Genomic DNA, 25,622 nt, shown 5'->3' with positions numbered 1-25,622 from the left:
TTCAAAGGGTACGGATGATGACGACGTTACGGGTGAACGGCCGAGAGGTCGAAGTATCCGATCCCACGACCGTCGCGGTGCTCGTCCAGCAGCTCACGCTCAGCCCTCGCGGCGTCGCGGTGGCGGTCAACGGCGAAGTGGTACCGCGCGGTGGCTGGGCCGGTGCGCAGCTGACCGACGGCGACGAGGTGGAGGTCCTCATGGCGGTGCAGGGTGGCTAAAGCAGCGGCTACGGACGCACTGGTCATCGCCGGGAGGCCGCTGGCGTCCCGGCTCGTGATGGGCACCGGAGGCGGATCGGTCAACCTCGCGGTGCTCGGCGAGGCGTTACGCGCCTCCGGGACGGTACTCACCACGGTCGCGATGCGCCGCGTGGACGCGGTCTCCGGGATGGGCGTGTTCCCGCTGCTCAAGGAGTACGGCATCGAGCCGCTCCCGAACACCGCGGGGTGCCGCACCGCGTCCGAGGCGGTGCTTACCGCGGAGCTGGCGCGCGAGGCGTTGGAGACCGACTGGATCAAGCTCGAGGTCGTCGCCGACGACCGGACGCTCCTGCCCGACCCGGTGGAGCTGCTCACCGCGGCCGAGCAGCTGGTCGGGGCCGGGTTCACGGTGCTGCCGTACACCAACGACGACCCGGTGCTGGCGCGGCGGCTGGCCGAGGTGGGGTGCGCCGCGGTGATGCCGCTGGGGTCGCCGATCGGGTCCGGGCTGGGCATCCGCAACCCGCACAACATCGCGCTGATCGTCGAGGAGGCGACGGTGCCGGTGATCCTCGACGCGGGGATCGGCACCGCGAGCGACGCGGTGCAGGCGATGGAGCTGGGCTGCGACGGGGTGCTGCTCGCCACCGCGGTCACCGGTGCCCGTGACCCGGTCGCGATGGCGACCGCGATGCGCCTCGCCGTCGAGAGCGGGCGCCTGGCCTACCGGGCCGGCCGGGTTCCCCGCCGCTGGTACGCGCAGGCCTCGTCCCCGCCGGTGTACGAGTGAACCGCAGGCGACGGCTCGCGGACGCGCGGCTGTATCTGTGCACGCCCGACCGCCCCGACCTGGCGGAGTTCGCCGACGCCGCGCTCGCCGGCGGCGTCGACGTCATCCAGCTGCGTGCGAAGGGCATCGAGGCCCGCTACGAGCTCGAACGCCTCGCGCTGCTCAAGGCCGCCTGCGAACGCCACGGCGCGCTGCTCGCGGTCAACGACCGGGCCGACGTCGCGCTGGCCGCCGAGGCCGACGTGCTGCACCTGGGCCAGGGCGACCTGCCGGTCGGAACGGCCCGGCGCATCCTCGGGAACGACGTCCTGATCGGACGCTCGACCCACACCCCCGCGCAGGCCGACGCCGCCGCCACCCAGGCCGGCGTCGACTACTTCTGCGCCGGCCCGTGCTGGCCGACCCCCACCAAGCCGGGCCGCCCCGCCGCGGGCCTCGACCTGGTGCGCCACGTGCGCGGCACCGAACGACCCTGGTTCGCGATCGGCGGCATCGACGAGGCCCGCCTCCCCGAGGTGCTCGAGGCCGGCGCCACCCGCGTCGTGGTCGTGCGCGCGATCACCGAGGCCGACGACCCCGGGGCCGCCGCCCAGCGCCTGGCCGCGCGCCTGCGGGCAACCGGGCCTACGACGGGTTTCCGGGCCCAGCCGCTCGGCCGAAGCCCCGGAAACCCGTCGTAGCCCCGAGAACCCGCTACGAGCCCGCGTCGTGGGCCAGCAGCGCCAGCTGCACCCGGTTGTTGAGCTCCAGGCGGGTCAGGATGCGCGACACGTGCGCCTTCACGGTGGCCACGCTCATGAACAGCGACGTCGCGATCTCCGCGTTCGACGCGCCCTGCCCGACCGCCTCGGCGACCTCCAGCTCCCGCGGGCTCAACTGCGCCAGCAACGCGACCGCCCGCGCTTTCCGGGCGTCCACCCCGGCCTCGGAGACGTGCGCGATGAGCTGACGCGTCACGGCCGGTGACAGCATCGGGTCGCCGGCCGCGACGGTCCGGATCGCCCGGACGATCTCGGCCGGCGGCGTGTCCTTGAGCAGGAACCCGCCGGCGCCGGCACGCAGCGCGCGCAGCACGTACTCGTCCGCGTCGAACGTGGTCAGCACGATCACCTCGGGCGGATCCGGGCGCCGCCGCAGTGCCTCGGTCGCGGCCAGCCCGTCCACCGACGGCATCCGGATGTCCATCAGCACCACGTCGGGCGAGTACGCCCCGACCGCGGCCGGCACCTCGGCCCCGTCGGCGGCCTCACCCACCACCCGGAGGTCGTCGGTGCCGGACAGGATCATCGTCAGCCCGGCTCGCACCAACGGATCGTCGTCCACGATCAGCACCCGCGTCACGTCGTCCACGGCAACCATGCTTTCAGCCGGAAGTCGCCCGCGGTGGAGGGACCGTGTTCCAACCGCCCCCCGGCCAGCCCGACCCGTTCACCGAGCCCCACGATCCCGGTTCCGGCGCCGGGGATCGGTGACGTCTCGGCCCGCAGCGGAAGCCAGTTGCGTACCTCGACGGTGAGACCGTCGTCCTGGTCGCCGCTCACCGTGACCCGCACCGCGGCACCGCGCGCGTGTTTCCGCGCGTTCGTCAGCCCCTCCTGCACGATCCGGTACGCGGTCCGGCCGACGACCGCGGGTACCGCCGACGGGTCGTCCACCCGGACCTCCAGGTCGATCGTGCCCCCGGCCCGGCGCGCCTCGCTGACCAGCGCGGGCACGTCGCCGAGCGTCGGCTGGGGCCGGTCGCGGTCGGGCTCGGCGCCGTTCGGGGCGCGCAGCACCCCGATGACGTCCCGGAGTTCCTGCAGTGCCTGGTGCGCGCTGGTGCGGATCACCCCAGCGGCCTTCGCGATCTCGTCCGGCGGTGCGTCGGGCCGGAACTCCAGCGCACCCGCGTGGAGGCTGAGCAGCGAGATCCGGTGGGCGAGCACGTCGTGCATCTCCCGCGCGATGCGGGTGCGCTCGAGCTGCCTGGCCTGCTCGACGCGCAGACTCTGCTCGTCCTCCGCGCGGCGGGCGCGGTCCCGGAGCGAGTCGACGAGCGCCCTCCGAGCCTTGATGAAGCTGCCCCAGGCCACCAGGATGCCGGCGATCAGGACGATGGCCAGCACCGCGGCCCACATCGGCAGCGTCGGGTTCGGCTGCACGATGCTGTAGACCGCGCCGGTGACGACGAAGACCGCGGTGGCGAGCACCACGAGCCGCGGACGGCAGCGGATCGCCACCGTGATCAACGTGATGCCCTGCGGGACGGCGGCCAGCGTGGAGACCGAGGCGATCACCGAGACGACGATCGACGTCGTCATCGGCCACCGTCGCCGCCACCAGACCAGCGGGGCCGCCAGCGTGGCCAGCACCAGGTCGACCCGCTGCATCGGCTTCTGCGCCACGTCGTGGCCGAGCGCCAGCGCGATCCAGAACCCGACCGGGAACGCGAGCGAAGCCAGCAGACAGATCACGTCGACCACGAGATCGCGCCGCGACCGGTTGGCCTCCCGCTCGTCGGACTCCGGGTTCAGCAGAGCCATATGCCCAGGTTACGGGCATCGCGCCCGGCCGGGTACCAACCAAAGTCGATGGCCCACCGGACCCTAAGTAGATCCGGCCCGCGACTTCCGCGACGGCCCGTAGCCTTCCGCCGGAAGCGACCGGACCCCCGCCGCGGCGACGCTCTTACCCATGATCGTTGCTGACCGACTGACGAAAACCTACGGCGCCCACAAGGCAGTCGACGACGTCTCGTTCCGCTGCGAGCCGGGCAGTGTGACCGGCTTCCTCGGCCCGAACGGGGCGGGCAAGTCGACGACGATGCGCATGATCTGCGGGTTCACCCCACCCACGCACGGCACGTCGACGGTCAACGGCCTGCCCTACCGCGACCTGCCCAACCCCGGCCGCGAAGTCGGCGTCCTCCTGGACGCGAGTGCCCAGCACGCCGGGCGCACGGGGTTCGAGACGCTCGCGGTGTCCGCACGGGTGCTCGGCGTCGACCGGAAGCGGGTGCTGGGGCTGCTCGACCGGGTGGGCCTGCCCCCGGAGGCGGCCAAGCGCCGGGTCGGGGACTACTCGCTCGGCATGCGGCAGCGGCTGGGGCTGGCCCACGCGCTGCTCGGCGACCCGGCGGTGCTGATCCTGGACGAGCCGGCCAACGGTCTGGACCCCGAGGGCATCTTCTGGATGCGCGGTCTGCTGCGTGAGTTCGCCGACCGGGGCGGAACGGTGCTGCTCTCCTCGCACCTGCTGCGTGAGGTCGAGGTGATCGCCGACCACCTGGTCGTGATCGGCCGGGGCCGGGTCGTGGCCCAGGGCAGCAAGGCCGACCTGCTCAGCGTCGCCGGGGTGCGGGTGCGTGCGACGAGCTCGGCCGTGCTGGGCACCGCGCTGCAGTCCGCGGGTCTGTCGGCGACGCCGGCCGCCGACGGCAGCTTCTCGGTCGACGCGGACACCGAGACGGTCGGCCGGGTCGCGGCGGCGTCGGGGCTGATCCTGACCGAGTTGAAGGCCGCCGACGGCAACGGCTTGGAAGAGATGTTCCTGCAGCTCACCGCTGCGCACCACGAGGGAGTGGCGGCATGACCACGATCGCCGAGCAGGTTTCCACGCATCAGCGGAACGTACCGGCGGCGCCGTCGCTGGGGCGGTTGACGCTCGTCGAGCTGCGCAAGATGTCCGACACCAGGGCCGGGCGGTGGCTGCTGGCCAGCATCGCGCTCGTCGTGGTGGGGCTGGTGACCGTGCGGGTGTTCGCCGGGCCGTCGGACACCCGGAACGCCGAGCAGTTCCTCGCGTTCGCCACCGGCGGGGTGAGCCTGCTGCTCCCGGTGCTGGGGATCCTCTCGGTCACCAGCGAGTGGGGTCAGAAGACCGTACTGACGACGTTCGCGCTGGTGCCGCGCCGCAGCCGGGTGATCACCGCGAAGCTGCTGGCTGCGGTCGCGATCACGGTGATGTCGGTAGCGGTGACGATCGTGGTGGCGCTGGCCGGCAACCTGGCGGCCGAGCTGCTCAACCGGGGCGGCGGCTGGAACCTGGGCCTCGACACGATCCTCTACGCGTTCCTGTTCCAGTTGCTCAACATGCTGCTGGGCATCGCGTTCGGGGCGCTGCTGCTGGCATCGGGCCTGGCGATCGTCCTGTACTTCATCATCCCGACGGTGTGGTCGGTGATCGGCGGCACGGTCGCGGTCCTGAAGGACGCGGCCGGGTGGCTCGACCTGAGCACGACGACGGCGCCGCTGCTCACCACGTCGATGGGGGGCGACGAGTGGGCGCGCCTGGGAGTCTCCGCCGCGCTCTGGGTGCTCCTCCCGCTCACGGCCGGCCTGATCCGCGTCCTGCGCACCGAGATCAAGTAGGGAACGACGAAGCCCCCCGTGCCGACGCACGGGGGGGCTTCGGTGTGGGTCAGGACTCGCGGCCGATCAGGGTCGCGAGGAAGACCTTCTCGATGTCGGCGCCGGTGCGTGCCGGGTACGCCTGGCCGCCCACCGCCTTGGTGATCGTGGTGAGCTCACCGAGGTTCGCGTCCGGCCCGTAACCGATGATCAGCACCTGGATCGGCTTGTCGGGGTTCGCGACGGCGCGCAGCTGCTGGATCAGCTGCTGCTGCGTGATGCCGTTCGGGTCCTGGTTCTCCCCGTCGGTCATCATCACGAGCAGGTTGAGCCGGTTGTCGGCCTGCCAGTGGTTCTGCATGAACTTGTACGCCGCGAGCAGGGTGTCGTACAGCCCGGTCGCGCCCTCGGGCACGAGCTTGTTGTAGATCGACGCCTCGAGCGCGTCCTTGCGCGGCGTCCCGTCCGGCAGCTGGCCGCCGACCGGCCCGATCGGCACCATCTCCTGGTAGTCCTTGTCACCGTCGAGCTCGGTGGAGAACCGCCAGGTGCCGACGTTCGACTGCGGGTTGAACAGCGCGGTGGCGCGCAGACACGCCTGCTGCACGACCTGCATGCGGGTGCCGTTGCCGTCCGGCGCGGGGTCGGCCATCGATCCGGAGCTGTCGATGACCGCGAGCAGGTTCGCCTTGCGCTGCAGCGCGGTCCAGTAACCCACGGTCTGCGAGATCGACTTGATGTCGGGGAGGTCACGTGCGGCCGAGGGCAGGCTTCCCATGCCGAGGTCGGTGTCGAGCCCGACCGCGTACTGGGTGGAGAGCTGCGCGTCACGGAAACCGGCCGCGCCGTACGCCTTCTTGGAGTCCTCGCTCTGCAGGTACCGCAGGAACTCGGCGGCCACCTTCTGCCGCACCGAGTCGACCCAGTCGGCCTTGAGCACCTGGTACTGGTAGTCGGCGAAGACCGTGCCCTCTTCGGGGTTGATCGCGACCAGCGGCACCTTGGGCTTCGCGTTGTCGTACGCGGCCACCTGGGCCTCGGTGGCCGGGAACGGACCGGCGTTGATCAGGCCGGCCTGCGCGTTCGTCACCTGACGCATCCGCGCGAGGAACGTGTCGCTGGTGGCCGCCTCGACGGTCGACGCACGGGCGAGCACGAGCGCGTTGCTGAGCTCGGCCTCGGTGACCGAGTTGTCGCCGTCGGTGTCGGCCACCGAGAGCAGCGTGCCGAGCGCCGGGAACGACGCCCGCGGGTCACCGATGCCGATCTTGATCTGCTGCCACTCCGGGTGCTTGAACCGGGCCCAGGTGGTGCCGGCGACGCGGGTCTTGGCCAGCTCGGCCCACGAGATCACCTTGTCGGGCCAGCCCTGCGCCTCGGCCATCGGCTTCGGCAGCGCCATCACCACCGGTGACTTCGCGACGACCGTCGGCGTGTTCGAGACCATCGGCTTGACGTCCGGCCGGGCCGCCGCGCTCTTGATCCAGATCGAGGAGTCGGGCATCCAGACGTCCACCCGGGGAACGTCGGAGTCGGCTTTCCAGTTCGGGGTCAGCGACTGCGCCACCTCGGCCGACTGCGCCGCGCGCACGCTGACCTCGGCGCACCGGCCGTCGATCTCCGGCGCGTCCTCCTGCCACTTCGCGGCCAGCTTCTCGACGACCGGCGCCTGGTCGGGCGAGGCCGCGATCGCCAGCTCCACGGGCGCTCCGCCGCAGCGGGCAGTCACCCATAAGTAACCGAAAGTAGTTCCGCTGACCACGGTCGCCAGAACGATCGCTACGATCACCCACGGTGCGATGGCTTTACTCCGCCGAACGCCTGTGGTGGTGATTCGCTCGGCCGCCGAACGGCGGCTCACTTGCTCACTGCGGTGTCGACCGCGAGCCATCACTGCTCCGCGTCTTCAGTTGACAACTCTCAGTGTCAACAACGTCCATCACTTACGTCACGTACGCCGGGAGCATACGCAGCCCCGGGTGCGAAGCGCGCGGTTTTGTACACCTGCCTTTCGCATCGGAGCAGATGCGGCTTCGGCTTTTCCGAGTAACCATGGCGAGTCGGGCCCTGTGAAGCCCGAAGAGTGCGACATGGAGGTGGCAACGTGTCGGAAACGACGGTCACACCGGGCCGGACGGCGACTACGGCGGTCGACGAACCGCTCGACGAGCCGATCCGTACCCGCGCCGACGCTGAGGCGTTCATCGCGAAGATCTGTTTCAAGATCGGGCCGCCACGGCTGGCCGGTATCGAGCTCGAACGCCTGGTCCACGACATCAACGATCCCACTGCGATTCTCCCGGTCGAGCGGCTCGCTTCCGCACTCGGAAGCTGGAGCCCTCCCATCCTCACCTCGCCGGCCGCCGATCCGACGGCCCTCGGCCGGCCGCTCCCCGCCGGATCCACGGTCACGGTCGAGCCCGGCGGACAGGTCGAACTCTCCACGCAGGCGTGGGGCACGTTCGCCGACTGCCTGGCCGCCGCCGGCACCGACGCCGACGCCGTCCGCGGCGCGCTGGCCCGCTACGGCCTCACGGTCGGCCACTCGGGCATCGACGCCCACCGGCCCGCCACCCGGATCGTGCAGAAACCGCGTTACGCCGCCATGGAGCGCTACTTCGACCGGGGCGGTGCCGCCGGCCGCCTGATGATGGGCTCCACCGCGTCGGTGCAGCTCTCGGTGGACGCCGGCACCGAGGACGGCGAGCACGCGATGGCCGACCGCTGGCGGCTGCTGCACGCGGTCGGCCCCACGCTCGTCGCGCTGTTCGCGAACTCGCCGATCCACGCGGGCGTGCCCACCGGCTGGTACTCCACCCGGCAGCGGGTCTGGATCACGCTCGACCCGGGGCGGACCACCGCGGTCGACGCGCGGAACGACCCCCGCGCGGCCTACGCGGCCGCCGCGCTCGACGCCGGTCTGCTCTGCCTGCCCAACCACACCGACCGCTGGGACGCCCCGCCCGGTGTCACGTTCGCCGACTGGCTCGACGGCGCCCTCGACCGGCCCGCCACCTACGCCGACCTCGAGTACCACCTCAGCACGCTGTTCCCGCCGGTGCGTGCGAAGGGCTTCCTGGAGGTCCGCTACCTCGACGCCCAGGCCGGCGACGACTGGCGGGTGCCACCGGCGGTGCTCTGGACGCTGCTCTCGTCGGCCCCGGTCCGCGACGCCGCGCTCGCCGCGGTGGAGCGCACCGGCGAACCCTCCTGGCCGGGGGCCTGGGCCAGGGCCGCCCGCGACGGCCTCACCGACGAGAACCTGGCCAGGGCGGCGTCGGACGTGATGACGCTTGCGCTGGAGAACGCCGAGTCGGCCGGGGTACCGGCCACCGCCGTCCGCACGATGACCCGGTTCGCCGAGCGCCACACGTTCCGCGGCCGCACCCCCGCCGACGACCAACTCGACGACTTCGCCCACAGCTTCGACCTGGAGCGCTCATGACTTCGATCGAGGAACTTCGTCATTCGCCGGAGCAGCTGCGGGCCCGGATCGCGGCCGAGCTCGAACGGGCACGCGGCCGCAGCAGGCGGCTCACCGACATCGAGCACGAGGAGCTGGTGCGCCAGCACTCGCCGCTGATGTCGCCGCTGGTCTGGGACTACGCCCACATCGGCAGCCAGGAGGAACTCTGGCTGGTGCGCGACGTCGGCGGGCGCGACCCGGTGCGGCCGGACATCGACGCCATCTACGACGCTTTCCAGACCAAGCGCGCCGACCGGCCGTCGCTGCCGCTGCTGGGCCCCGAGGAAGCCCGCGCCTACGTGCGGACCGTGCGCGACAAGGCGTTGGACGTGCTCGAACGCACCCCGCTGGAGGGCCGCCGCCTGGTCGAGGCCGGGTTCGCGTTCGGCATGATCGTCCAGCACGAGCAGCAGCACGTCGAGACGATGCTCGCCACCCATCAGCTGCGGGTCGGCGCCCCGGTGCTGGACGCGCCGGAGCCGCCTCCGGGCACCGCGCCGGACGCTCCGGAGGTCCACGTCCCCGGCGGCATGTTCCTGATGGGCACCGACCTCGAGCCGTGGGCGCTGGACAACGAACGGCCGGCCCACGCCGTCGGCGTCGAACCGTTCTGGATCGACACCGACCCGGTCACCAACGCGCAGTACGCGGCGTTCGTCGAGGCCGGCGGCTACGACGACGAGCGCTGGTGGACGCCGGACGGCTGGGCGCACCGGGTGGCCGCCGGCCTGGAAGCCCCCCAGTTCTGGGAGAACGGCCACCGCACCCGCTTCGGTCACGTCGAGCCGATCCCGCCCGAGGAGCCCGTCCAGCACGTCTGCTGGTACGAGGCCGACGCCTACGCGCGCTGGGCCGGCAAGCGCCTGCCCACCGAGGCCGAGTGGGAGATGGCGGCCCGCTTCGACCCGGCGACCGGCCGCAGCCAACGTTTCCCCTGGGGCGACGAGGACCCACGGCCCGAGCACGCGAACCTCGGCGGCACGTACCTCCAGCCGGCGCCGGTCGGGGCCTACCCGAAGGGCACGTCGCCGCTCGGCGTCCGCGGCCTGATGGGTGACGTCTGGGAGTGGACGTCGAGCGACTTCACCCCGTACCCCGGGTTCACGATGTTCCCGTACCCCGAGTACTCCGAGGTGTTCTTCGGCCCGGAGTACAAGGTGCTGCGTGGCGGGTCGTGGGCCGCCGACCAGACCGCGGTCAGGGCCACGTTCCGCAACTGGGACTACCCGATCCGTCGGCAGATCTTCGCCGGCTTCCGGTGCGCACGCGATGTGTAGGCACCTCGCCTACCTCGGCCCCGCCCGCACGCTCCACGACCTGCTGATCGCCCCGGAACACGGCCTGTACCGCCAGTCCTGGGCGCCCCGGCGGCAGCGGCACGGAACCGTCAACGCCGACGGTTTCGGCGTCGGCTGGTACGCGCCCGGCGACCCGGTCCCGGCCCGCTACCGCCGGGACCGGCCGATCTGGGGTGATCCGAACCTGCTGGACCTCGCCCGGGTCGTCCGGTCCGGCGCGGTGCTCGCGGCCGTGCGCTCCGGCACCGAGGGGATGGGGTTCGCCGAGGCCGCGGCCGCGCCCTTCGCGTCGGACACGTGGTTGTTCAGCCACAACGGCGCGGTACCCGGATGGCCGGGGTCGCTGCACCGGCTCGCGGCGGCACTCCCGCCCGAGTACCTGGTCGGTCTGGAGGCGCCCACCGACTCGGCCCTGCTCTGGGCCTACGCCCGGTTCCGGCTGGCGTCCGGCGTGCCGCTGCCGGTCGCGCTGGCCGAGACGGCCGCCGCGGTCGACGTCCAGGGCGCCCGGTTGAACCTGCTGGCCACCGACGGCACCACGATCGCGGCCACGGTCCGGGGCGACACGCTGAGCTGGCGCCGGGCGTCGCCGGCCGGGGTGCTGGTCGCGTCCGAGCCCACCGACGACGAACCCGGCTGGCACCACGTGCCGGACAACTCCCTGCTCGTCGCCACGTCCGATGCCGTCACCATCGAAGAACTAGCCGTGGAGGTCGCCTGATGGTCGCTGCCACTCTCACCGTCGAGAACCACCTGCCCGCCGACTTCATCGCCCGCACGCTGCGCCAGGACGTCGTCACCGGACTGACCGCGGCGCCGAAGTGGCTGCCGCCGCGCTGGTTCTACGACGACCGGGGCAGCGTGCTGTTCGACGAGATCACCCGCCTGCCGGAGTACTACCCGACGCGGGCCGAGCGCTCGATCCTGCGGGCCAGGGCCGCCGAGATCGCCGAGGTCTCGGCGGCGACGAGCCTGGTCGAACTCGGCGCCGGCTCGGCCGAAAAAACGCACCTCCTGGTCGACGCCCTGCGCGCGACCGGTTCGCTGCGGACCTACGTTCCGGTCGACGTCTCCGACGGCGCGCTGCGCACCGCCAGCGCGAACCTGCTGTGGGAGTACCCCGGCCTGGCCGTGCACGCGGTCGTGGCCGACTTCAACCGGCACCTCGGCCTGCTGCCCCGCGCCGGGCACCGGATGTTCGCGCTGCTCGGCGGCACGATCGGCAACCTGGACCCGGCCGCGTTCCTGGCCGAAGTCCGGGCGGCCCTGCGCCCGGGGGAGACCCTGCTGCTCGGCACCGACCTGGTGAAGTCCCCGGACGTGCTGGTGCCCGCCTACGACGACGCGCGGGGCGTCACCGCGGAGTTCAACCGGAACGTGCTGAACGTCCTCAACACCGAGCTCGGGGCCGACTTCCGGCCGGAGGCGTTCGATCACGTCGCCCGCTGGGACGCCGAGCTCGAACGCATCGAGATGCGGCTGCGGGCGCAGGAGGCGATGCGGGTGCGCATCCCGGCCCTCGACCTGACCGTCGACCTCGACCGCGGGGAGGAGATCCGCACCGAGATCTCGGCCAAGTTCCGCCGCGAGCGGGTGGCGGCCGAACTCGACGCCGCCGGTTTCGGGCTCACCCGCTGGTGGACCGACGACGACGGTCTGTTCGGGCTGAGTCTGGCCACCGCACGGTGACCGTCGTCGCTCTCGGTACGTGAGAGTCACGACATCGGCTGTCGAGTTAGCTTCCGGACAGACAGACCACCACCCCTGCCGGTTAGTCTCGCCGACGTGACAGACGCGCCAATCGGGATTTTCGACTCAGGGGTCGGCGGACTCACGGTGGCGCGTGCGGTGCTCGACCAGCTGCCGAACGAGCAGCTGGTCTACGTCGGCGACACCGCGCACGTGCCGTACGGGCCGCGTCCGATCGCGCAGGTACGCCGGTTCGCGTTGGAAGTGCTCGACCACCTGGTCGAGCAGGACGTGAAGATGCTGGTCATCGCGTGCAACAGTGCGTCGGCGGCCTGCCTGCGCGATGCTCGGGAGCGCTACCGCGTGCCGGTGGTGGAGGTCGTGCTGCCCGCGGTACGGCGGGCGGCCGCGGCCACCCGCAACGGCCGGGTGGGCGTGATCGGCACCCGAGCGACGATCACCAGCGGCGCGTACCAGGACATGTTCGCGGCGGCGCCCGGGGTCACCGTCACCGGCGTCGCCTGCCCGGAGTTCGTCTCGTTCGTCGAGCGCGGTGTCACCAGCGGGCGGCAACTGCTCGGCCTCGCGCAGGCGTATTTGGAACCGCTGCAGCGTGCCGAGGTCGACACGCTCGTGCTGGGGTGCACACACTACCCGTTGTTGACCGGAGTGATCAGTCTGGTGATGGGGGACGGAGTCACGCTGGTGTCGAGCGCGGACGAGACCGCGAAGGACGTGTACCGGGCCCTCACCGAACACGACCTGCTCCGCGGTGACGACGCGGGGCCGCCCCGCCACCGGTTCCTGGCGACCGGTGATCCCGAGCCGTTCGCGCGCCTCGGCCGCCGGTTCCTGGGGCCGGAAGCCTCCGTGGTGTCGTCCCTTACGCTGCCTGCAGCCGCATCGTTGGAGGTGGCCGGATGAAGATTTCCGTCCTTGGCTGTGCGGGCAGCTTTCCCGGCCCGGATTCACCGTGCTCGTCGTACATCGTCGAAGCCGACGGTTTCCGGTTGCTGCTCGACTTCGGCAACGGGGCGATGGGCGCGCTCCAGCGGCACCCGGCCGGCCTGCACGGCATCGACGCGATCGTGCTGTCGCACCTGCACTGCGACCACATCACGGACGCCTGCGTGTACATGGTGGTCCGCCGGTACGACCCGGACGGCAAGCACCCGCCGCTGCCCCTCTACGGCCCGGCCGGCGCCGGGGAGCGGATCGCGGCGATCTACGGCCCGGAGGAGGGCGTCGGCGGCAGCGTCGAGGACGTCTACGACGTGAAGACGCTCCAGCCGGGGCGGTTCGCGGTCGGCCCGTTCACGGTGGAGGTCGCCCGCGTCAACCACCCGGTGGAGACGTTCGGCGTACGCATCGAGCACGGCGACACCGCGATGGCGTACTCGGCCGACACCGGTCGCACCGACGCGCTGGTCAAGCTGGCCCGCGACGTCGACCTGTTCCTCTGCGAGGCGTCCTATTTAGAAGACAAGCCGCACCCGCCGGACCTGCACCTGACCGGCTTCGAAGCCGGCGAGTACGCCACTCAGGCGCACGCGCGGCGGCTGGTGCTCACGCACTTCGTGAAGGCCTGGGGCGACCCGCAGCAGTCGCTGGAAGAGGCCCGGCGGTCGTTCGCGGGCCCGATCGAACTGGCCTACGCGGGCGCGGAGTACGAGATCTGAACTCCGCGCCCGCAGGGGCTGTGCGACTTGCCGAAATGGGGGCAGCGGGCATCGCCCGAATTCGGCGGCGGCTACGCCACGGAATTCGGGCAGCGGGCCATCGCGGTCGTGCGGAACGAGTCCTCGCTGGCCGACTCGACCAGCACGACACCTTCGTCGAGGTGGCACGGGGCCAGCAGCACACCACGCTCGGCGGCCACCGAGAGCAGCCGGCGGCGCGTCTTCGCGGCGTCGTCGGTGGCTTCCTCGTAGCGGTAGGCCAGCCCGGCGGTGGTCATCTGCCCGCGGTGCACGAACGCGTCCCCGGTGATCAGCAGCGGCCGGTCGGGCGCGTCGACCAGCAGGCACTGGTGACCGGGCGTGTGCCCGGGCGCGAGCACCAGGTCCAGACGCTCGTCGAGCGTCGCCGCGCCGGTCACCTCGACCAGCAACTGGGCGTCGACGAGCGGCTTGATGTGCGAGTCGTACAGGTCCTCGTACTCCTCGCCGGAGTCACGCAGCCACTTCAGCTCCGCGTTCTGCACGACGTGGCGCGCGTTGACGAAGTACGGCTTCGGGTCGTCCTCGTCGGCCACCACCCAGCCGATGTGGTCGGGGTGGAGGTGGGTGAGGATCACGTCGGTGATCTCCTCCGGCTCCACGCCGAGAGCGGCCAGCTCCTCGGGCAGGCGCCCGGGCCGGCCGAACCATTCGCCGGCCGGAGCCCAGTCCGGGCCGATTCCGGCGTCGACGAGCACCGTCCTGGTCGGTGTGCGGACCAGATGGCAATGCACATGCATGGGCCACCGGCCGGTGTTCCCCGCGTCGGGGAAAGCGTCCTCGAGTGGTTCGGGGAACGTTCCGGCGGCGTCACACAAGGTAGTCACCGTCAGGTCGGCACCCAACCTGAGCGTGTCGGTTGGCACGTCACCTCCGCTGTCCGGGCGATCACAGCGACAACCCGGTGGGAGCCATCCTGCCTCGTCGCCGGTCGTAGCGCACAGAAGGTAGCCGACTTGGTCGTCGGAGGACACCTTTGGCCGGTAGTTCCCCTCCCGGCCATCCGGAGGTGACCAGGGGAAAAGCCACGCTCCCCACCCTGACTTGCATGCGTGTCGCGATCATCACGGAGTCGTATCCGCCGGACGTCAACGGGGTCGCCCACTCGGTGCTGCGCACGGTCGAGCATCTGCTCGCCCGTGGGCACGAGCCGATGGTCGTGGCACCCACCTCGCTGGGCGAGCCACACGCGGCCCTGCCCGACATCCCCGTCGTCCGGGTGCCGAGCGTCGGGCTGCCCGGCTACCCGAGTTTCCGGGTCGGGTTGCCCACCCGGCGGGTGACCGCCGCGCTGCGCCGCTTCCGGCCGGACGTCGTCCACCTGGCGTCGCCGTTCGCGCTGGCCGCGCAGGGTGCGTTCGCCGCGGCCCGGCTGGGCTTGCCGGCCGTGGCGATCTACCAGACCGACGTGCCCGGCTTCGCCGGTTTCTACAAGCTCGGAGCCGGACGCGCGGCCGCGTGGCGGTGGTTGCGCCGGGTGCACGGGGTGACCGCGCGGACGCTCGCGCCCTCCAGCGCCACCGCGACCGAGCTCGCCGCCCACGGCATCGGTCCGGTGCAGCTCTGGCCCCGGGGCGTGGACGCGGTGCGCTTCGACCCGGCGAAGCGGGCGCCCGGCCGGTTCGGCACCGACGAGGTCGTCGTCGGCTACGTGGGGCGGTTGGCGCCGGAGAAGCGGGTGGATCTGCTGGAGCCGGTCTCGCAGTTGCCGGGCGTGAAGGTCGTGATCATCGGCGACGGGCCGGCGCGTGCCGCGCTGGAGCGGCAGCTCCCGCACGCGCACTTCCTCGGCGAGGTCGTGGGCGAGGACCTGGCGACCGCGTTCGCCGGCCTCGACGTGTTCGTGCACACGGGCGCCCACGAGACGTTCTGCCAGACCGTGCAGGAGGCGATGGCCTCCGGTGTGCCGGTGGTGGCGCCCGCCGCCGGTGGGCCGGTGGACCTGGTGCGCTCGGGCGTGACCGGCTACCTGGTGACGCCGGACGACCCCGGTGCGTTCCTGGCCGCGGTCCGCGAGCTGGTCGCGGACGCGTCGCTGCGCCGGGAGTTCGGGGCGGCCGGGCGGGCGGCGGTGGCCGGTCGCAGCTGGGCCGCGGTCGGCGACGCGCTGATCGGCCACTACCGGGACGTCGTGCGGGGTTCGTCGGCGACCGCCCCGGTGGAGCGCGCCGCGTGAGGATCGTCCGACTGGCGAATTTTGTCGGACCGCGGTCGGGTGGACTGCGAACCGCGCTCTACGAACTCGGCCGGGGGTACCGGGCCGAGGGCCACGACCCGGTGCTGATCGTGCCGGGGCCACGCTTCACCGACGAGGACACCCCGCAGGGCCGGGTGATCACGCTGCCCGGTCCGACCGTGCCGTGGATGGGGGGCTACCGCGTCGTCCTGGGGCGGCGACGCCTGGTCGCGGTGCTCGACGACCTGCGCCCGGACCGCCTCGAGGTCTCCGACCGCACGACGCTGCGCTGGACCGGTGCCTGGGCCCGGCGGCGCGGCGTGCCGTCGCTGATGGTGTCGCACGAGAACGCGACCGCGTTGCTCGGCATGGCCCTGCCGCGGTGGGCCCCGGTGCGCCGGATCGCCGACGCGTTGAACGAGCGCACCGTCACCACCTACGACACCGTGGTCGCCACCACCGGGTTCGCGGCCGCCGAGTTCCGTCGGATCGGCGCGACCAGCCTGGTCACGGTGCCGCTCGGCGTCGATCTGGAGCGGTTCCGGCCCGACCTGCGCTCGGTGTCGCTGCGGGCCACGCTGGCCCGCCCCGGCGAGCTGCTGCTGGTCCACTGTGGGCGCCTGTCGCCGGAGAAGAAAGTCGAGCACTCGGTGGACGCGCTGGCGGCGCTGCGTGCGCGTGGCGTCCCCGCGGTGCTGGTCGTGGTGGGGGACGGGCCGCGACGGCCAGCGCTGGAGCGGCGCGCCCGTGGCCTGCCGGTGAACTTCCTCGGGTTCGTGCCCGACCGGGACTTCGTCGCGCGGCTGCTGGCCACCGCCGACGCCGTGCTGGCGCCCGGCCCCGCGGAGACGTTCGGCCTGGCGGCGCTGGAGGCGATGGCCTGCGGGACACCGGTCGTCGCGGCCGGGGACGGTGCGCTCGGCGAGGTCGTCGGCGACGCCGGGGTGGCGGTCCCCAACGGCACCGGCGTCCGCTTCGCCGAGGCGGTGCTGGAGCTGGCCGCCCGCCCGGAGGCTGATCGGCGGGCCGCCGCGCGGTTCCGGGCGCAGCGCTTCGACTGGCCGACGGCGGTGAGCGGAATGCTCGCCGCCCACGGGCTGGAAGGGGGTGTGGAGTCGTGGTCGCCGACGTTCGCTTCGCGGCCCTCGGCGACTCGGTGACCGAGGGCTTGGGTGATCCGCTGCCCGGCGGCGGGTGGCGTGGGTGGGCGGCGTTGCTCGCCGAGGGCTGGTCCTCCTCGGCGTTCGTCAACTACGCCGCCAGCGGGGCCACGACGGCCCGGGTGCTCGACGAGCAGTTGCCCTCGGCGCTGGCGTTCCGGCCGACCGTCGCGAGCGTGGTGGTCGGCGTGAACGACGTGCTGCGGCCCGGGTTCGACGCCGGCGCGATCGAGGCCCGGCTCGACCGCGTCGTCGGGTCGCTGTGCGCGTCCGGCGCCGTCGTGCTGACCGCGCGGATGCCCGACCCGGGCCGGATGCTGCGGTTACCCGGGGCGCTGCGCCGCCCGCTCGGCCGGCGCACGCTCGAACTCAACGCCGCGGTGCAGTCCGTGGCCGAACGCCACCGCACGGTCCACGTCGACCTGGCCGACCACCCGGCGGTCGCCGACCGGGCGGCCTGGCACGTGGACCGGCTGCACCCGAACGAGCGCGGACACCGGGTGGTGGCGCGTGAATTCGCCGGTGCGTTGATCGCCCGTGGCGTTCCGGTGGAGCGGATGCCGTCCGCGGAGCCGGGCGGCGGGCGGCCCACCCGGCCGTTCGAGCACGTCTGGTGGCTGGCCACCAAGGGCACCGGGTGGGTGATCGACCGGGGCACGGACCTGGTGCCCCATCTGCTCGGCCTGGCGGCGCGCGAGTTCTTCTCGGCGGTGCGTTCGCGTCGCCGTGACGGGGGCGAGCCGGGGTACCCGAACGGGGGATAGGCTGCCGCCCATGACGGACTCCTCCACCGTGTTCACGATCGGCAACCGGCCCGACGGTCGCGTCGCCGACGCGCTCCGCCCGGTCTCGTTCGAACGTGGTTGGTCCGACCATGCCGAGGGCTCGGTGCTCGTCGAGTTCGGCCGTACCCGGGTGCTCTGCACGGCGAGCGTGGTCGAGGGCGTGCCGCGCTGGCGCAAGGGCAGCGGCCTGGGCTGGGTCACCGCCGAGTACGCGATGCTCCCGCGGGCCACCCACACCCGCGGCGACCGCGAATCGGTGAAGGGCCGCATCGGCGGCCGCACCCACGAGATCTCCCGGCTGATCGGGCGGTCCTTGCGGGCCTGCCTCGACCTCAAGGCGCTGGGCGAGAACACGATCACGCTCGACTGCGACGTGCTGCAGGCCGACGGCGGCACCCGCACCGCGGCCATCACCGGCGCGTACGTGGCCCTGGCCGACGCGGTGCAGTGGCTGGCGTCGCGGCACGCGCTGGCGGCCTCGCCCAAGAAGGCGTTGAAGAACTCGGTCTCGGCGGTCAGCGTCGGCATCATCGACGGCGAGCCCCGCCTCGACCTCAACTACGACGAGGACGTCAAGGCCGGCGTCGACATGAACGTGGTCTGCACCGGCTCCGGTGAGTTCGTCGAGGTGCAGGGCACCGGCGAGGCGATCACGTTCGGCCGGGACCAGCTGGACGCGCTGCTCGACCTCGCGATGGCGGGGTGCGCCGAGCTGGCCGCGCTGCAGCAGAAGGCGTTGGATTCGTGAGCCTGACGCGAGTGGTGCTGGCCAGCCGCAACGCGAAGAAGATCGCGGAGCTGCGGCGGATTCTCGCGGTGGCGGTACCGCAGGTCGAGGTCGTCGGCCTCGACGAGGTGCCGCCCTATCCGGAGACCGTCGAGGACGGCGCCACGTTCGCGGAGAACGCCCTGCTCAAGGCGCGCGAGGCGGCCGAGGTGTCGGGCCTGCCGGCGATCGCCGACGACTCGGGCATCGCGGTCGACGCGCTCAACGGAATGCCCGGCGTGCTCTCGGCGCGCTGGGCCGGCAAGCCCAAGAGCGACGAGCGGAACCTGCGGCTGGTGCTGGAGCAGGTCGAGGACCTGCCCGACACGAGGCTGGGCGCGGCGTTCGTGTGCGCGGCCGCGCTCGTGCTGCCCGGTGGCGAGGAACACGTCGTCGAGGGGCGCATGGAAGGCTCGCTGATCCGCCAGCCGCGGGGAACCAACGGGTTCGGGTACGACCCGATCTTCGTTCCGTCGGGGTCGGTGCTGACCAGCGCCGAGATGACGCCGGCCGACAAGGACGCGATCAGCCACCGGGGAAAGGCGTTCCGGGCCCTGGCCGAGGTGCTCGCCACCTCGTTGACCTCGGCTTGACGCGTTCGTCACTTTTCAGCAATTCCGATCGGGGTTACTCAGGGGAGTAGTCGACCCCGATTGGAGTTCGTTCGTGTTCGACGAGCTGCCCGATGCCGTCGTCACCCTGGTGACCGCGGCCGTGAGCGTGCTTGTCGCGCTCGTCGTCGTCCAGATCCTTCACGTCGTGGCGCGCCGGCTGGGCCGGCGTGCGCAGTTGTTCGAGCAGATCGCCGCCCGGCTGCACCGGCCGGTGCAGTGCCTGGCGGCCGTGCTCGCCGTGCAGGCTTCGCTGCACGCCACCACCACCGGCGGTGACTGGCGCGGGCCGCTGCTGCACGCGGTCACGGTGCTGGTGATCGCGTCGGTCGCCTGGGTCGTCGGCGCGCTGCTGGTGATCCTGGAGGACGCGGCGCTGTCGCGGTTCCGCACCGACGTGGAGAACAACAAACGCAACCGCCGCGTGCACACCCAGATCATGGTCGTGCGGCGGGTCACGGTCGCGGTGGTGGTCGTCGTCGCGCTCGGCGCCGTGCTGGTGACGTTCCCGACCGCGCGGGCCGCCGGCGCGTCGCTGCTGGCCTCCGCCGGTATCGCCGGTGTCGTCGCGGCGCTGGCCGCCCAGTCGGTGCTCGGCAACGTGTTCGCCGGTGTGCAGCTGGCCTTCAGCGACGAGCTGCGCATCGACGACGTCGTGGTCGTGGAGGGCGAGTGGGGCCGCGTCGAGGACATCACGCTCAGCTACGTCGTGCTGCATCTCTGGGACGACCGGCGGCTGACGTTGCCGACCTCGTACTTCACCACCAAGCCGTTCCAGAACTGGACCCGCAACGAGTCCGCGCTGCTCGGCGCGGTCGAGATCGACGTCGACTGGGCCGTGCCCACCGAGGACATGCGTCGCGAGCTGCGACACGTCTGCGAGGGCACCGACCTGTGGGACGGGCGCGCCTGCGTGTTCCAGGTGACCGACGCGATCGGCGGCCTGGTCCGCGTCCGTGCGCTGGTGACCGCGCGGGACGCGCCCACGCTGTTCGACCTGCGCTGCCACGTGCGTGAGCGGTTGGTGCAGTGGCTGCGCGAGAACCACCCGCAGGCGCTGCCGCGGACGCGTGCGGACGTCACCGGGATCCCGGGTGTGCGCATCGACAAGGTCGAGAACCTCAACGGGCGGGAACTCGGGCCCGGCGCGGTCGCCGACGCGCCCGACGACGCCCGGGTCTTCAGCGGCTCCGCCGACGGACGCGAACGCAGCGCCGCCTTCGCCGGCCGCTCCGAGGACACCTGACTCACCGGAGGGCGCCCGTTTGCTCTCCATGCCCAGCGGTCACAATGGCACCGGCTGCGGAGGGAGACCCGATGTCGGACGGCCTGCGGACGGTGCTGTACTGGCTCAGCGCCGGCATGGCGGTGGGAGGCCTGGCGCTGCTGGTGTTAGCGCTGCTCCAGGGCGCTTTCCGAGGACGCGTGCAGGAGACGACACCGTGGCGCGTGACGTCGCTGGCCATCCTGCTGTTGGCGGCGGGCGTCACGGTGGCGGCCATCGCTTTCATCTGGCCCCACCCGCCCGAGTAGGTTCTCGATCCATGGGTGGAATCAAGCCGTGGCACGTTCTCTCGTTGCTGTGCTGCTTACTCGTGCTGGGCGGCGGTGTCGCCGGCATCATCGCGGCCGTGACGTACTCGAGTAAGCGCAAGCGCTGAGCGAGCCCCGCGCTCTCCCGCTGTGGGCGGGGCGCGTGGCCGCGCTGCTGGGCATCGTGCTCGTCGCGTTCACTCTGCGGCTGGCGGTCGCGGCGATCTCGCCGATCCTCGGCGACATCCGGGTGGAGGTCCCGATCTCCGACATCGGCGTCGGGCTGCTCGGTACGTTGCCGCCGATCCTGCTCGCGGTGTCCGGGTTCGTCGCGCCGCGGATCGCCCGCGGCATCGGGCTCGACGGTGGCATCGTGCTCGCGCTGGTGCTCATGACCCTGGGCCACCTCGTGCGCGCGTTCGCCCCGAGCTTCGCGGTGCTGCTCGGCGGCAGTGTCGTCGCGCTCGCCGGCACCGGCGTCGGCAACGTGCTGCTGCCGCCGATCGTGCGGCGCTACTTCCCCGACCGGGTGGCGCTGCTCACCGCCGTCTACGTCTGCATCGTCGGCGTCAGCACGGCCGTGCCCGCGGCGCTCGCCGCTCCGGTCGCCGAGCGGATCGGCTGGCGGTTCTCGCTCGGCGTCTGGTCGGCGACCTCGGTGGTCGCGCTCGTTCCGTGGCTCGTCCTGCTCGCGCGCACACGCAGGCAGCCCGTCCCGGACGCGGAGTCCGCGCCGACCGCCCTGGTCGCGCGCCTGTGGCGCTCACGCGTGGCCCGCTCGATCACAGTCGTGTTCTCCACCAGCACGATCTGCACCTATGCGGCGTTCGCGTGGCTGCCCGAGATCCTCGGCGACGTCGCCGGTTCGACGCCGACCGAGGCCGGTGTGCTGCTCGCCGTCACCGGCCTCGTCAGCCTGCCGGGTGCGCTCGTCGCGCCCCTGCTCGTCGCGCGGCTCAACGTCGGCTGGCTGATCGCCACCGGCGTCGCGAGCTTCGTGCTCGGCTACCTCGGCCTGCTGCTCGCGCCCGCGACGCTCACGCTGCTCTGGGTGCTGCTCGTCGGCTCCGGTTCGATCCTGTTCCCGGTGAGCCTCGTGCTCTTCAACGTCCGCACCCGCACCCAGGGCGGCACGGTCGCGCTGAGCGGCTTCGCCCAGGGGGTCGCGTACGCGCTCGGCGCGCTCGGCCCGCTGGTGGTGGGGCTGCTGCACGACGCGAGCGACGGCTGGACCCTGCCGCTGCTGTTCCTGCTCGCGGTCGCCCTGGTCGCGGCCGTCCCGGCGGTCACGCTGGCCCGACCCACGTTCGTCGAGGAGGAACTGGTCGCCGGCGGCGCGGAACGGTGACGGTGCGGGAGGTGGGAGTCGAACCCACATGTCCTTGCGGACACCGGGACCTAAACCCGGCGCGTCTAGCCTTTCCGCCACTCCCGCTCGGCTGACATCGTACGCACGCCGCCGGGTGCGGGCACGTCGAGCCCGGCCGACCCGTCAGTCCAGGCCGAGGTCGCGGCGGAGCTTCGCCACGTGGCCGGTGGCCTTCACGTTGTACTGCGCCTTCTCGATCTTGCCGTCGGCGTCGATCACGAACGTCGAGCGGATGACGCCGGTGACGGTCTTGCCGTACATCGTCTTCTCGCCGAAGGCGCCGTAGGAGCTCAGGACGCTCTTGTCCGGGTCGGACACCAGCGGGAACGTGAGCGACTCCTTCTCGCGGAACTTGGCGAGCTTCTCCGGCTTGTCGGGGGAGATGCCGATGACCGCGAGGCCGGCGGCCTTCAGCGAGTCGAGCGAGTCGCGGAAGTCGCAGGCCTGCTTGGTGCAGCCGGGCGTCATCGCTGACGGGTAGGCGTACAGGATCACGCGCTGACCGCGCAGGTCGGCGAGGTGCACCGGGTTGCCGTGGTCGTCGGTGAGCTCGAAGTCGGGGGCGGGGTCGCCAGGGGCGAGGCGGGGCGCGGCAGTCATGCCCAGAGCCTAAGCCGTGCCCACCCCGGGCGCGCGGCGCTCGGCGTTGGCTATTGCAGGTTAGTTGCAAGAGCGGGGATGATGCGTGATGAGTTGTATCGGTCAAGCGAGGGGGAGCGGTGGAGCCAGCGGGCACACCCGTCGCGATGCACGTCTCCGACGGCATCGTCAACTTGCCGGTATCGGCGCTCTTCGGCGTCGTCGCCGTGGGCTGGATCGCGTTATGCCTGGTCAGAGCCCGCCGTGACCTCGACGACCGGCTGGCGCCGATGGCCGGTCTGGTGGCCGCGTTCATCTTCGCGGTGCAGATGCTCAACTTCCCGGTGCTGCCGGGGGTCAGCGGGCACCTGCTCGGCGGTGCGCTCGCGGTGATCCTGGTCGGGCCGTGGGTGGGCGCGCTCTGCGTCGCCACCGTGCTGTTGGTGCAGGCACTGCTCTTCGCCGACGGCGGGCTCTCCGCGCTGGGCCTCAACATCACGAACATGGCGATCATCACGACGCTCGTCGCGTACGGGGTCGTCGCGCTGGCGCTGCGGGTGCTGCCGAAGAGCCGGGTCGGCATCGTGGTGGCGTCGTTCCTGGCCGCGACGATCTCGGTGGTCGTGGCGTCGCAGGGCTTCGTGTTCGAGTACGCGCTCGGCGGCGAGGTGGACAAGGCGCTCGGGCCGATCTCGGCCACGATGGCCGGCGTCCACCTGCTGATCGGCATCGGCGAGGGACTGATCACCGCGACCACGGTCGCGACCGTCGCGGCGGTGCGCCCCGACCTGGTCTACGCACTGCGCCGGTACCGCGAGAAGCCGCTCCTGATCACCGCGGGGAGTAACACATGAAACGCGTGCGGTTGGCCGTCTTCCTCGCGCTCGGGCTGCTGGTGGCGTTGCTGCTGGCCGGCGTCGTCAGCTCGGCGGCGTCGTCGAAGCCGGACGGGCTGGACGCCACCGCCAGGGAGGGCTGCACGTTCAACGCCGACGACGAGATCACCGGCGGGGACTGCCTGGCGAAGTCGGCCGAGGACCACGACCTCGCCGACTCGCCGCTCGCCGACTACGGCATCCGCGGCATCGACAACCCGGTCGTCTCGACCGGGCTGTCCGGTGTCGCCGGGGTGCTGCTCGTCGCCGGGATCGGCGGCGGCCTCTTCTGGGTGCTCCGCCGCCGCGACCCGGCCACGAAGGACTAGACGTGGGAGCCGGGCACAGCCATCCACTGCACCTCCCCGGGGCGTCCCCGCTGCACCGGATGCCCTCCGAGGTGAAGATCGTCGCGGCGCTGGCGTTCGTGGTGAGCGTCGTCGCCACCCCGCGGGAGGCGATCTGGGCGTTCGGGCTCTACGCCCTGCTGCTCGCCGGGGTGGCCGCCACCGCGCGGGTCCCGGCCGGTTGGCTGGCCACGCGCGGCCTCATCGAGACGCCGTTCGTCGTCCTCGCCGTGGTGCTGCCGTTCCTCGAGGGCGGCCCACACGTCCACGTCGCGGGGCTGAGCCTCAGCGAACCGGGCCTCTGGGCGGGCTGGAACATCGTCGCGAAGGGCACGCTCGGCGTTTTCGCGTCGCTGCTGCTCGCCGCCACGACGAACGGACGCGACCTCCTGCTCGGGCTCCAACGCCTGCGTACGCCGGCCCCGATCGTGCAGATCGCCACGTTCATGCTCCGCTACGCCGACGTGATCATCGGCAACGCCAGGGCGATGCGTATCGCCCGCCTCTCCCGCTGCCACGACCCGCGGTTCCTCTGGCAGGTGCGTGCGTTCGCCACGTCGATCGGCAGCCTGTTCCTGCGGTCGTACGAACGCGGCGAACGGGTCTACGTCGCGATGCTGTCGCGGGGGTACACCGGCGCGCTGCCGATGGGCGCCACCGCGCGGCCACCGGCCCGGCAGTGGGCCACCGCGCTGACGATCCCGGCCGCGGCCGCGGCGGTTAGCGTTACGGCGTGGCTGACGACGTAACGCTGGCAGTGGAAGGCGTGGCCTTCGCGTATCCCGACGGCAGGCAAGCCTTGTTCGGCGTCGACCTGACCCTGAAGCGAGGCGAGCGCGTCGCGCTGCTCGGCCCCAACGGCGCCGGCAAAACGACGCTGGTGCTGCACCTGAACGGCATTCACCTGGCCGGAGCGGGCAGCGTCACGGTCGCCGGACTGCCGGTGGCGAAGGAGAACCTGACCGAGATCCGCCGCCGCGTCGGGATCGTCTTCCAGGACCCCGACGACCAGCTGTTCATGCCCTCCGTCGCCGAGGACGTGGCGTTCGGGCCGGCGAACCTGGGCCTGCGCGGCGCCGCGCTCCACGAGCGCGTCACCGAGGCGCTCACCGCCGTCGGCATGCAGGAGTTCGCCGACCGCGCACCCCATCACCTGAGCTTCGGCCAGCGCCGACGCGTCGCCGTGGCCACCGTGCTCGCGATGCGCCCGGAGATCCTCGTGCTCGACGAGCCCTCCAGCAACCTCGACCCGGCCAGCCGCCGGGAGCTCGCCCAGATCCTGCAGAGCCTCGACGTGACGCTGCTGATGGTCACCCACGACCTGCCGTACGCGCTGGAACTCTGCCCGCGCTCGGTGCTGATGGACGGTGGGGTCATCGTCGCCGACGCCCCCACCCCGCAGCTCCTGATGGACGCCGAGCTGATGCGCGAGCACCGGCTCGAACTGCCCTACGGCTTCAACCCGTCGGTGGCGCTCTAGCGCTTCGCGGCGTCGATGGCCGCGGTCAGCGCGGCCTTCGACGGGTTCTCGAGCGCGGTTCCGTTCACCTTCACGGTCGGGGTGCCGTTGACGCCGGCCTTGGACGCCTCATCGGTCACCGACTTCGTCCAGTCGGCGTACTTCTGGTCGTCGACGCACTTCTCGAACGTGTCCCCGGTGATGCCGGCTTTCGTCGCGAGGCTCACCATCGTGGCGTCGGTCAGGCCGGTGCCGCCCTCCTCGGGCTGGTTCGCGTAGAGCGCGGTGAGGAACTCGGGGAACTTCCCGGCGTCGGACGCGCACCCGGACGCCGCCGACGACCGGCTGGAGTACTTCGTGCCGGACGAGAAGCGGTCGAGATAGGCCACCGGGTGGTAGGCGATCTTCACCGTGCCCTCGTCGACGTACTTCTGCAGCGTCGCGCCGCTCTCGTTCTCGAACGTCTT

At 72.1% G+C, this 25,622-nt stretch carries 29 protein-coding genes and 1 tRNA gene; 23 read left to right on the top strand and 7 right to left on the bottom strand.

Annotation, left to right across the window (positions count from 1 at the left end; translation table 11 throughout):
• Positions 1-17: 17 nt before the first annotated feature.
• Genes thiS through thiE form a run of 3 tightly spaced genes read left to right on the top strand, consistent with a single transcriptional unit; the run spans position 18 to position 1,673 of the window.
• Complete coding sequence (gene thiS, locus ABD437_RS04340) at positions 18-221, top strand: sulfur carrier protein ThiS (RefSeq protein WP_344647429.1); 204 nt, start codon at positions 18-20, stop codon at positions 219-221.
• Positions 222-279: 58 nt separating this feature from the next.
• Positions 280-993, top strand: coding sequence for a thiazole synthase (gene thiG / locus ABD437_RS04335; RefSeq protein WP_425558091.1), 714 nt, complete (start codon positions 280-282; stop codon positions 991-993).
• Positions 990-1,673 carry a thiamine phosphate synthase gene (thiE, locus tag ABD437_RS04330; protein WP_344647427.1) on the top strand — a complete coding sequence of 228 codons (684 nt, stop codon included), beginning with the start codon at positions 990-992 and terminating at the stop codon, positions 1,671-1,673. The genes thiG and thiE overlap by 4 nt, the downstream gene beginning before the upstream one ends.
• 13 nt (positions 1,674-1,686) lie before the next feature.
• Here the strand turns inward: thiE and ABD437_RS04325 are convergent, their stop codons facing one another.
• A complete protein-coding gene (locus ABD437_RS04325) occupies positions 1,687-2,352 on the bottom strand; it encodes a response regulator (RefSeq protein WP_344647426.1) in 666 nt (221 codons plus the stop codon).
• Positions 2,331-3,518 carry a sensor histidine kinase gene (locus ABD437_RS04320; protein WP_344647425.1) on the bottom strand — a complete coding sequence of 396 codons (1,188 nt, stop codon included), beginning with the start codon at positions 3,516-3,518 and terminating at the stop codon, positions 2,331-2,333. Before ABD437_RS04320 ends, ABD437_RS04325 begins: the two co-directional genes overlap by 22 nt.
• Positions 3,519-3,669: 151 nt before the next feature.
• Between ABD437_RS04320 and ABD437_RS04315 the strand changes: the two genes are divergently transcribed.
• Entirely contained in the window at positions 3,670-4,566 is an 897-nt protein-coding gene (locus ABD437_RS04315; protein ID WP_344647424.1) for an ABC transporter ATP-binding protein, read from the top strand.
• The gene (locus tag ABD437_RS04310; protein WP_344647423.1) at positions 4,563-5,345 is read left to right on the top strand and encodes an ABC transporter permease; all 783 of its coding nucleotides are present in this window, start codon (positions 4,563-4,565) and stop codon (positions 5,343-5,345) included. Before ABD437_RS04315 ends, ABD437_RS04310 begins: the two co-directional genes overlap by 4 nt.
• Positions 5,346-5,394: 49 nt before the next feature.
• On the opposite strand, the gene ABD437_RS04305 is transcribed toward ABD437_RS04310, so the two are convergent.
• Entirely contained in the window at positions 5,395-7,026 is a 1,632-nt protein-coding gene (locus tag ABD437_RS04305; RefSeq protein WP_344647422.1) for a substrate-binding and VWA domain-containing protein, read from the bottom strand.
• Positions 7,027-7,428: 402 nt separating this feature from the next.
• Between ABD437_RS04305 and egtA the strand changes: the two genes are divergently transcribed.
• From egtA to ABD437_RS04275, 6 genes are all read left to right on the top strand, one after another.
• A complete protein-coding gene (gene egtA / locus ABD437_RS04300) occupies positions 7,429-8,769 on the top strand; it encodes an ergothioneine biosynthesis glutamate--cysteine ligase EgtA (RefSeq protein ID WP_344647421.1) in 1,341 nt (446 codons plus the stop codon).
• Positions 8,766-10,067: an ergothioneine biosynthesis protein EgtB gene (gene egtB, locus ABD437_RS04295; RefSeq protein WP_344647420.1), complete on the top strand. Its 1,302-nt coding sequence runs from the start codon at positions 8,766-8,768 to the stop codon at positions 10,065-10,067. The genes egtA and egtB overlap by 4 nt, the downstream gene beginning before the upstream one ends.
• On the top strand, positions 10,060-10,809 hold the full coding sequence (egtC, locus tag ABD437_RS04290; RefSeq protein ID WP_344647419.1) for an ergothioneine biosynthesis protein EgtC: 750 nt from the start codon (positions 10,060-10,062) through the stop codon (positions 10,807-10,809). Before egtB ends, egtC begins: the two co-directional genes overlap by 8 nt.
• Positions 10,809-11,777 carry an L-histidine N(alpha)-methyltransferase gene (egtD, locus tag ABD437_RS04285; protein ID WP_344647418.1) on the top strand — a complete coding sequence of 323 codons (969 nt, stop codon included), beginning with the start codon at positions 10,809-10,811 and terminating at the stop codon, positions 11,775-11,777. Before egtC ends, egtD begins: the two co-directional genes overlap by 1 nt.
• Before the next feature lie 96 nt (positions 11,778-11,873).
• On the top strand, positions 11,874-12,701 hold the full coding sequence (murI, locus tag ABD437_RS04280; RefSeq protein WP_035848917.1) for a glutamate racemase: 828 nt from the start codon (positions 11,874-11,876) through the stop codon (positions 12,699-12,701).
• A complete protein-coding gene (locus ABD437_RS04275) occupies positions 12,698-13,456 on the top strand; it encodes an MBL fold metallo-hydrolase (protein WP_344647417.1) in 759 nt (252 codons plus the stop codon). The genes murI and ABD437_RS04275 overlap by 4 nt, the downstream gene beginning before the upstream one ends.
• 71 nt (positions 13,457-13,527) lie before the next feature.
• Here the strand turns inward: ABD437_RS04275 and ABD437_RS04270 are convergent, their stop codons facing one another.
• Positions 13,528-14,235 carry an MBL fold metallo-hydrolase gene (locus ABD437_RS04270; protein ID WP_344647416.1) on the bottom strand — a complete coding sequence of 236 codons (708 nt, stop codon included), beginning with the start codon at positions 14,233-14,235 and terminating at the stop codon, positions 13,528-13,530.
• Between the two features lie 308 nt (positions 14,236-14,543).
• Here ABD437_RS04270 and ABD437_RS04265 point away from each other — a divergent pair, with 308 nt between their 5' ends.
• The 8 genes from ABD437_RS04265 (at position 14,544) to ABD437_RS04230 (ending at position 21,874) form a co-directional block, all read left to right on the top strand.
• Positions 14,544-15,671: a glycosyltransferase family 4 protein gene (locus ABD437_RS04265; RefSeq protein WP_344647415.1), complete on the top strand. Its 1,128-nt coding sequence runs from the start codon at positions 14,544-14,546 to the stop codon at positions 15,669-15,671.
• Positions 15,668-16,831: a glycosyltransferase gene (locus ABD437_RS04260; protein WP_344647414.1), complete on the top strand. Its 1,164-nt coding sequence runs from the start codon at positions 15,668-15,670 to the stop codon at positions 16,829-16,831. The genes ABD437_RS04265 and ABD437_RS04260 overlap by 4 nt, the downstream gene beginning before the upstream one ends.
• Entirely contained in the window at positions 16,789-17,595 is an 807-nt protein-coding gene (locus ABD437_RS04255; RefSeq protein WP_344647413.1) for an SGNH/GDSL hydrolase family protein, read from the top strand. The genes ABD437_RS04260 and ABD437_RS04255 overlap by 43 nt, the downstream gene beginning before the upstream one ends.
• 10 nt (positions 17,596-17,605) lie before the next feature.
• Positions 17,606-18,364 (top strand): ribonuclease PH, encoded by a 759-nt coding sequence (gene rph / locus ABD437_RS04250; protein WP_344647412.1) that lies wholly within the window; start codon positions 17,606-17,608, stop codon positions 18,362-18,364.
• A gap of 2 nt (positions 18,365-18,366) precedes the next feature.
• Complete coding sequence (gene rdgB / locus ABD437_RS04245; protein WP_344647528.1) at positions 18,367-18,975, top strand: RdgB/HAM1 family non-canonical purine NTP pyrophosphatase; 609 nt, start codon at positions 18,367-18,369, stop codon at positions 18,973-18,975.
• Positions 18,976-19,048: 73 nt separating this feature from the next.
• Positions 19,049-20,239 (top strand): mechanosensitive ion channel family protein, encoded by a 1,191-nt coding sequence (locus ABD437_RS04240; RefSeq protein WP_425558089.1) that lies wholly within the window; start codon positions 19,049-19,051, stop codon positions 20,237-20,239.
• Between the two features lie 71 nt (positions 20,240-20,310).
• Positions 20,311-20,526, top strand: a complete 216-nt coding sequence (locus ABD437_RS04235; RefSeq protein ID WP_344647411.1) for a hypothetical protein — start codon at positions 20,311-20,313, stop codon at positions 20,524-20,526.
• Positions 20,527-20,689: 163 nt separating this feature from the next.
• Complete coding sequence (locus tag ABD437_RS04230; RefSeq protein WP_344647410.1) at positions 20,690-21,874, top strand: MFS transporter; 1,185 nt, start codon at positions 20,690-20,692, stop codon at positions 21,872-21,874.
• Positions 21,875-21,877: 3 nt separating this feature from the next.
• Here the strand turns inward: ABD437_RS04230 and ABD437_RS04225 are convergent.
• Positions 21,878-21,961 (bottom strand) — tRNA-Leu (locus ABD437_RS04225).
• 57 nt (positions 21,962-22,018) lie between these two features.
• Positions 22,019-22,495 (bottom strand): thioredoxin-dependent thiol peroxidase, encoded by a 477-nt coding sequence (bcp, locus tag ABD437_RS04220; protein WP_344647409.1) that lies wholly within the window; start codon positions 22,493-22,495, stop codon positions 22,019-22,021.
• 146 nt (positions 22,496-22,641) lie between these two features.
• Between bcp and ABD437_RS04215 the strand changes: the two genes are divergently transcribed.
• Genes ABD437_RS04215 through ABD437_RS04200 form a run of 4 tightly spaced genes read left to right on the top strand, consistent with a single transcriptional unit; the run spans position 22,642 to position 25,176 of the window.
• Positions 22,642-23,328 carry an energy-coupling factor ABC transporter permease gene (locus ABD437_RS04215; protein ID WP_344647526.1) on the top strand — a complete coding sequence of 229 codons (687 nt, stop codon included), beginning with the start codon at positions 22,642-22,644 and terminating at the stop codon, positions 23,326-23,328.
• Complete coding sequence (locus tag ABD437_RS04210) at positions 23,325-23,678, top strand: PDGLE domain-containing protein (protein ID WP_344647408.1); 354 nt, start codon at positions 23,325-23,327, stop codon at positions 23,676-23,678. The genes ABD437_RS04215 and ABD437_RS04210 overlap by 4 nt, the downstream gene beginning before the upstream one ends.
• Before the next feature lie 2 nt (positions 23,679-23,680).
• Positions 23,681-24,445, top strand: coding sequence for a cobalt ECF transporter T component CbiQ (gene cbiQ, locus ABD437_RS04205; RefSeq protein ID WP_344647407.1), 765 nt, complete (start codon positions 23,681-23,683; stop codon positions 24,443-24,445).
• Complete coding sequence (locus tag ABD437_RS04200; RefSeq protein WP_344647406.1) at positions 24,430-25,176, top strand: energy-coupling factor ABC transporter ATP-binding protein; 747 nt, start codon at positions 24,430-24,432, stop codon at positions 25,174-25,176. The genes cbiQ and ABD437_RS04200 overlap by 16 nt, the downstream gene beginning before the upstream one ends.
• On the opposite strand, the gene ABD437_RS04195 is transcribed toward ABD437_RS04200, so the two are convergent.
• Positions 25,173-25,622, bottom strand: a 450-nt coding sequence (locus ABD437_RS04195) for a DsbA family protein (protein ID WP_344647405.1), incomplete at its 5' end; no start/stop codon positions are given. The two genes, ABD437_RS04200 and ABD437_RS04195, sit on opposite strands and share 4 nt — an antisense overlap.

Source organism: Cryptosporangium japonicum, from assembly GCF_039524755.1.
Taxonomy (GTDB): domain Bacteria; phylum Actinomycetota; class Actinomycetes; order Mycobacteriales; family Cryptosporangiaceae; genus Cryptosporangium; species Cryptosporangium japonicum.
This window is presented reverse-complemented; position numbering and strand designations above follow the sequence as displayed.

What these genes read in the sequence shown, in the direction of transcription:
- thiS (WP_344647429.1), top strand. Translation starts at nt 18, where the DNA reads ATGACGACGTTACGGGTGAACGGCCGAGAGGTCGAAGTATCCGATCCC.
- thiG (WP_425558091.1), top strand. Translation starts at nt 280, where the DNA reads ATGGGCACCGGAGGCGGATCGGTCAACCTCGCGGTGCTCGGCGAGGCG.
- ABD437_RS04325 (WP_344647426.1), bottom strand. Translation starts at nt 2,352, where the DNA reads ATGGTTGCCGTGGACGACGTGACGCGGGTGCTGATCGTGGACGACGAT.
- ABD437_RS04320 (WP_344647425.1), bottom strand. Translation starts at nt 3,518, where the DNA reads ATGGCTCTGCTGAACCCGGAGTCCGACGAGCGGGAGGCCAACCGGTCG.
- ABD437_RS04315 (WP_344647424.1), top strand. Translation starts at nt 3,670, where the DNA reads ATGATCGTTGCTGACCGACTGACGAAAACCTACGGCGCCCACAAGGCA.
- ABD437_RS04310 (WP_344647423.1), top strand. Translation starts at nt 4,563, where the DNA reads ATGACCACGATCGCCGAGCAGGTTTCCACGCATCAGCGGAACGTACCG.
- egtB (WP_344647420.1), top strand. Translation starts at nt 8,766, where the DNA reads ATGACTTCGATCGAGGAACTTCGTCATTCGCCGGAGCAGCTGCGGGCC.
- egtC (WP_344647419.1), top strand. Translation starts at nt 10,060, where the DNA reads ATGTGTAGGCACCTCGCCTACCTCGGCCCCGCCCGCACGCTCCACGAC.
- egtD (WP_344647418.1), top strand. Translation starts at nt 10,809, where the DNA reads ATGGTCGCTGCCACTCTCACCGTCGAGAACCACCTGCCCGCCGACTTC.
- ABD437_RS04275 (WP_344647417.1), top strand. Translation starts at nt 12,698, where the DNA reads ATGAAGATTTCCGTCCTTGGCTGTGCGGGCAGCTTTCCCGGCCCGGAT.
- ABD437_RS04270 (WP_344647416.1), bottom strand. Translation starts at nt 14,235, where the DNA reads ATGCATGTGCATTGCCATCTGGTCCGCACACCGACCAGGACGGTGCTC.
- ABD437_RS04265 (WP_344647415.1), top strand. Translation starts at nt 14,544, where the DNA reads ATGCGTGTCGCGATCATCACGGAGTCGTATCCGCCGGACGTCAACGGG.
- rph (WP_344647412.1), top strand. Translation starts at nt 17,606, where the DNA reads ATGACGGACTCCTCCACCGTGTTCACGATCGGCAACCGGCCCGACGGT.
- ABD437_RS04235 (WP_344647411.1), top strand. Translation starts at nt 20,311, where the DNA reads ATGTCGGACGGCCTGCGGACGGTGCTGTACTGGCTCAGCGCCGGCATG.
- bcp (WP_344647409.1), bottom strand. Translation starts at nt 22,495, where the DNA reads ATGACTGCCGCGCCCCGCCTCGCCCCTGGCGACCCCGCCCCCGACTTC.
- ABD437_RS04215 (WP_344647526.1), top strand. Translation starts at nt 22,642, where the DNA reads ATGCACGTCTCCGACGGCATCGTCAACTTGCCGGTATCGGCGCTCTTC.
- ABD437_RS04210 (WP_344647408.1), top strand. Translation starts at nt 23,325, where the DNA reads ATGAAACGCGTGCGGTTGGCCGTCTTCCTCGCGCTCGGGCTGCTGGTG.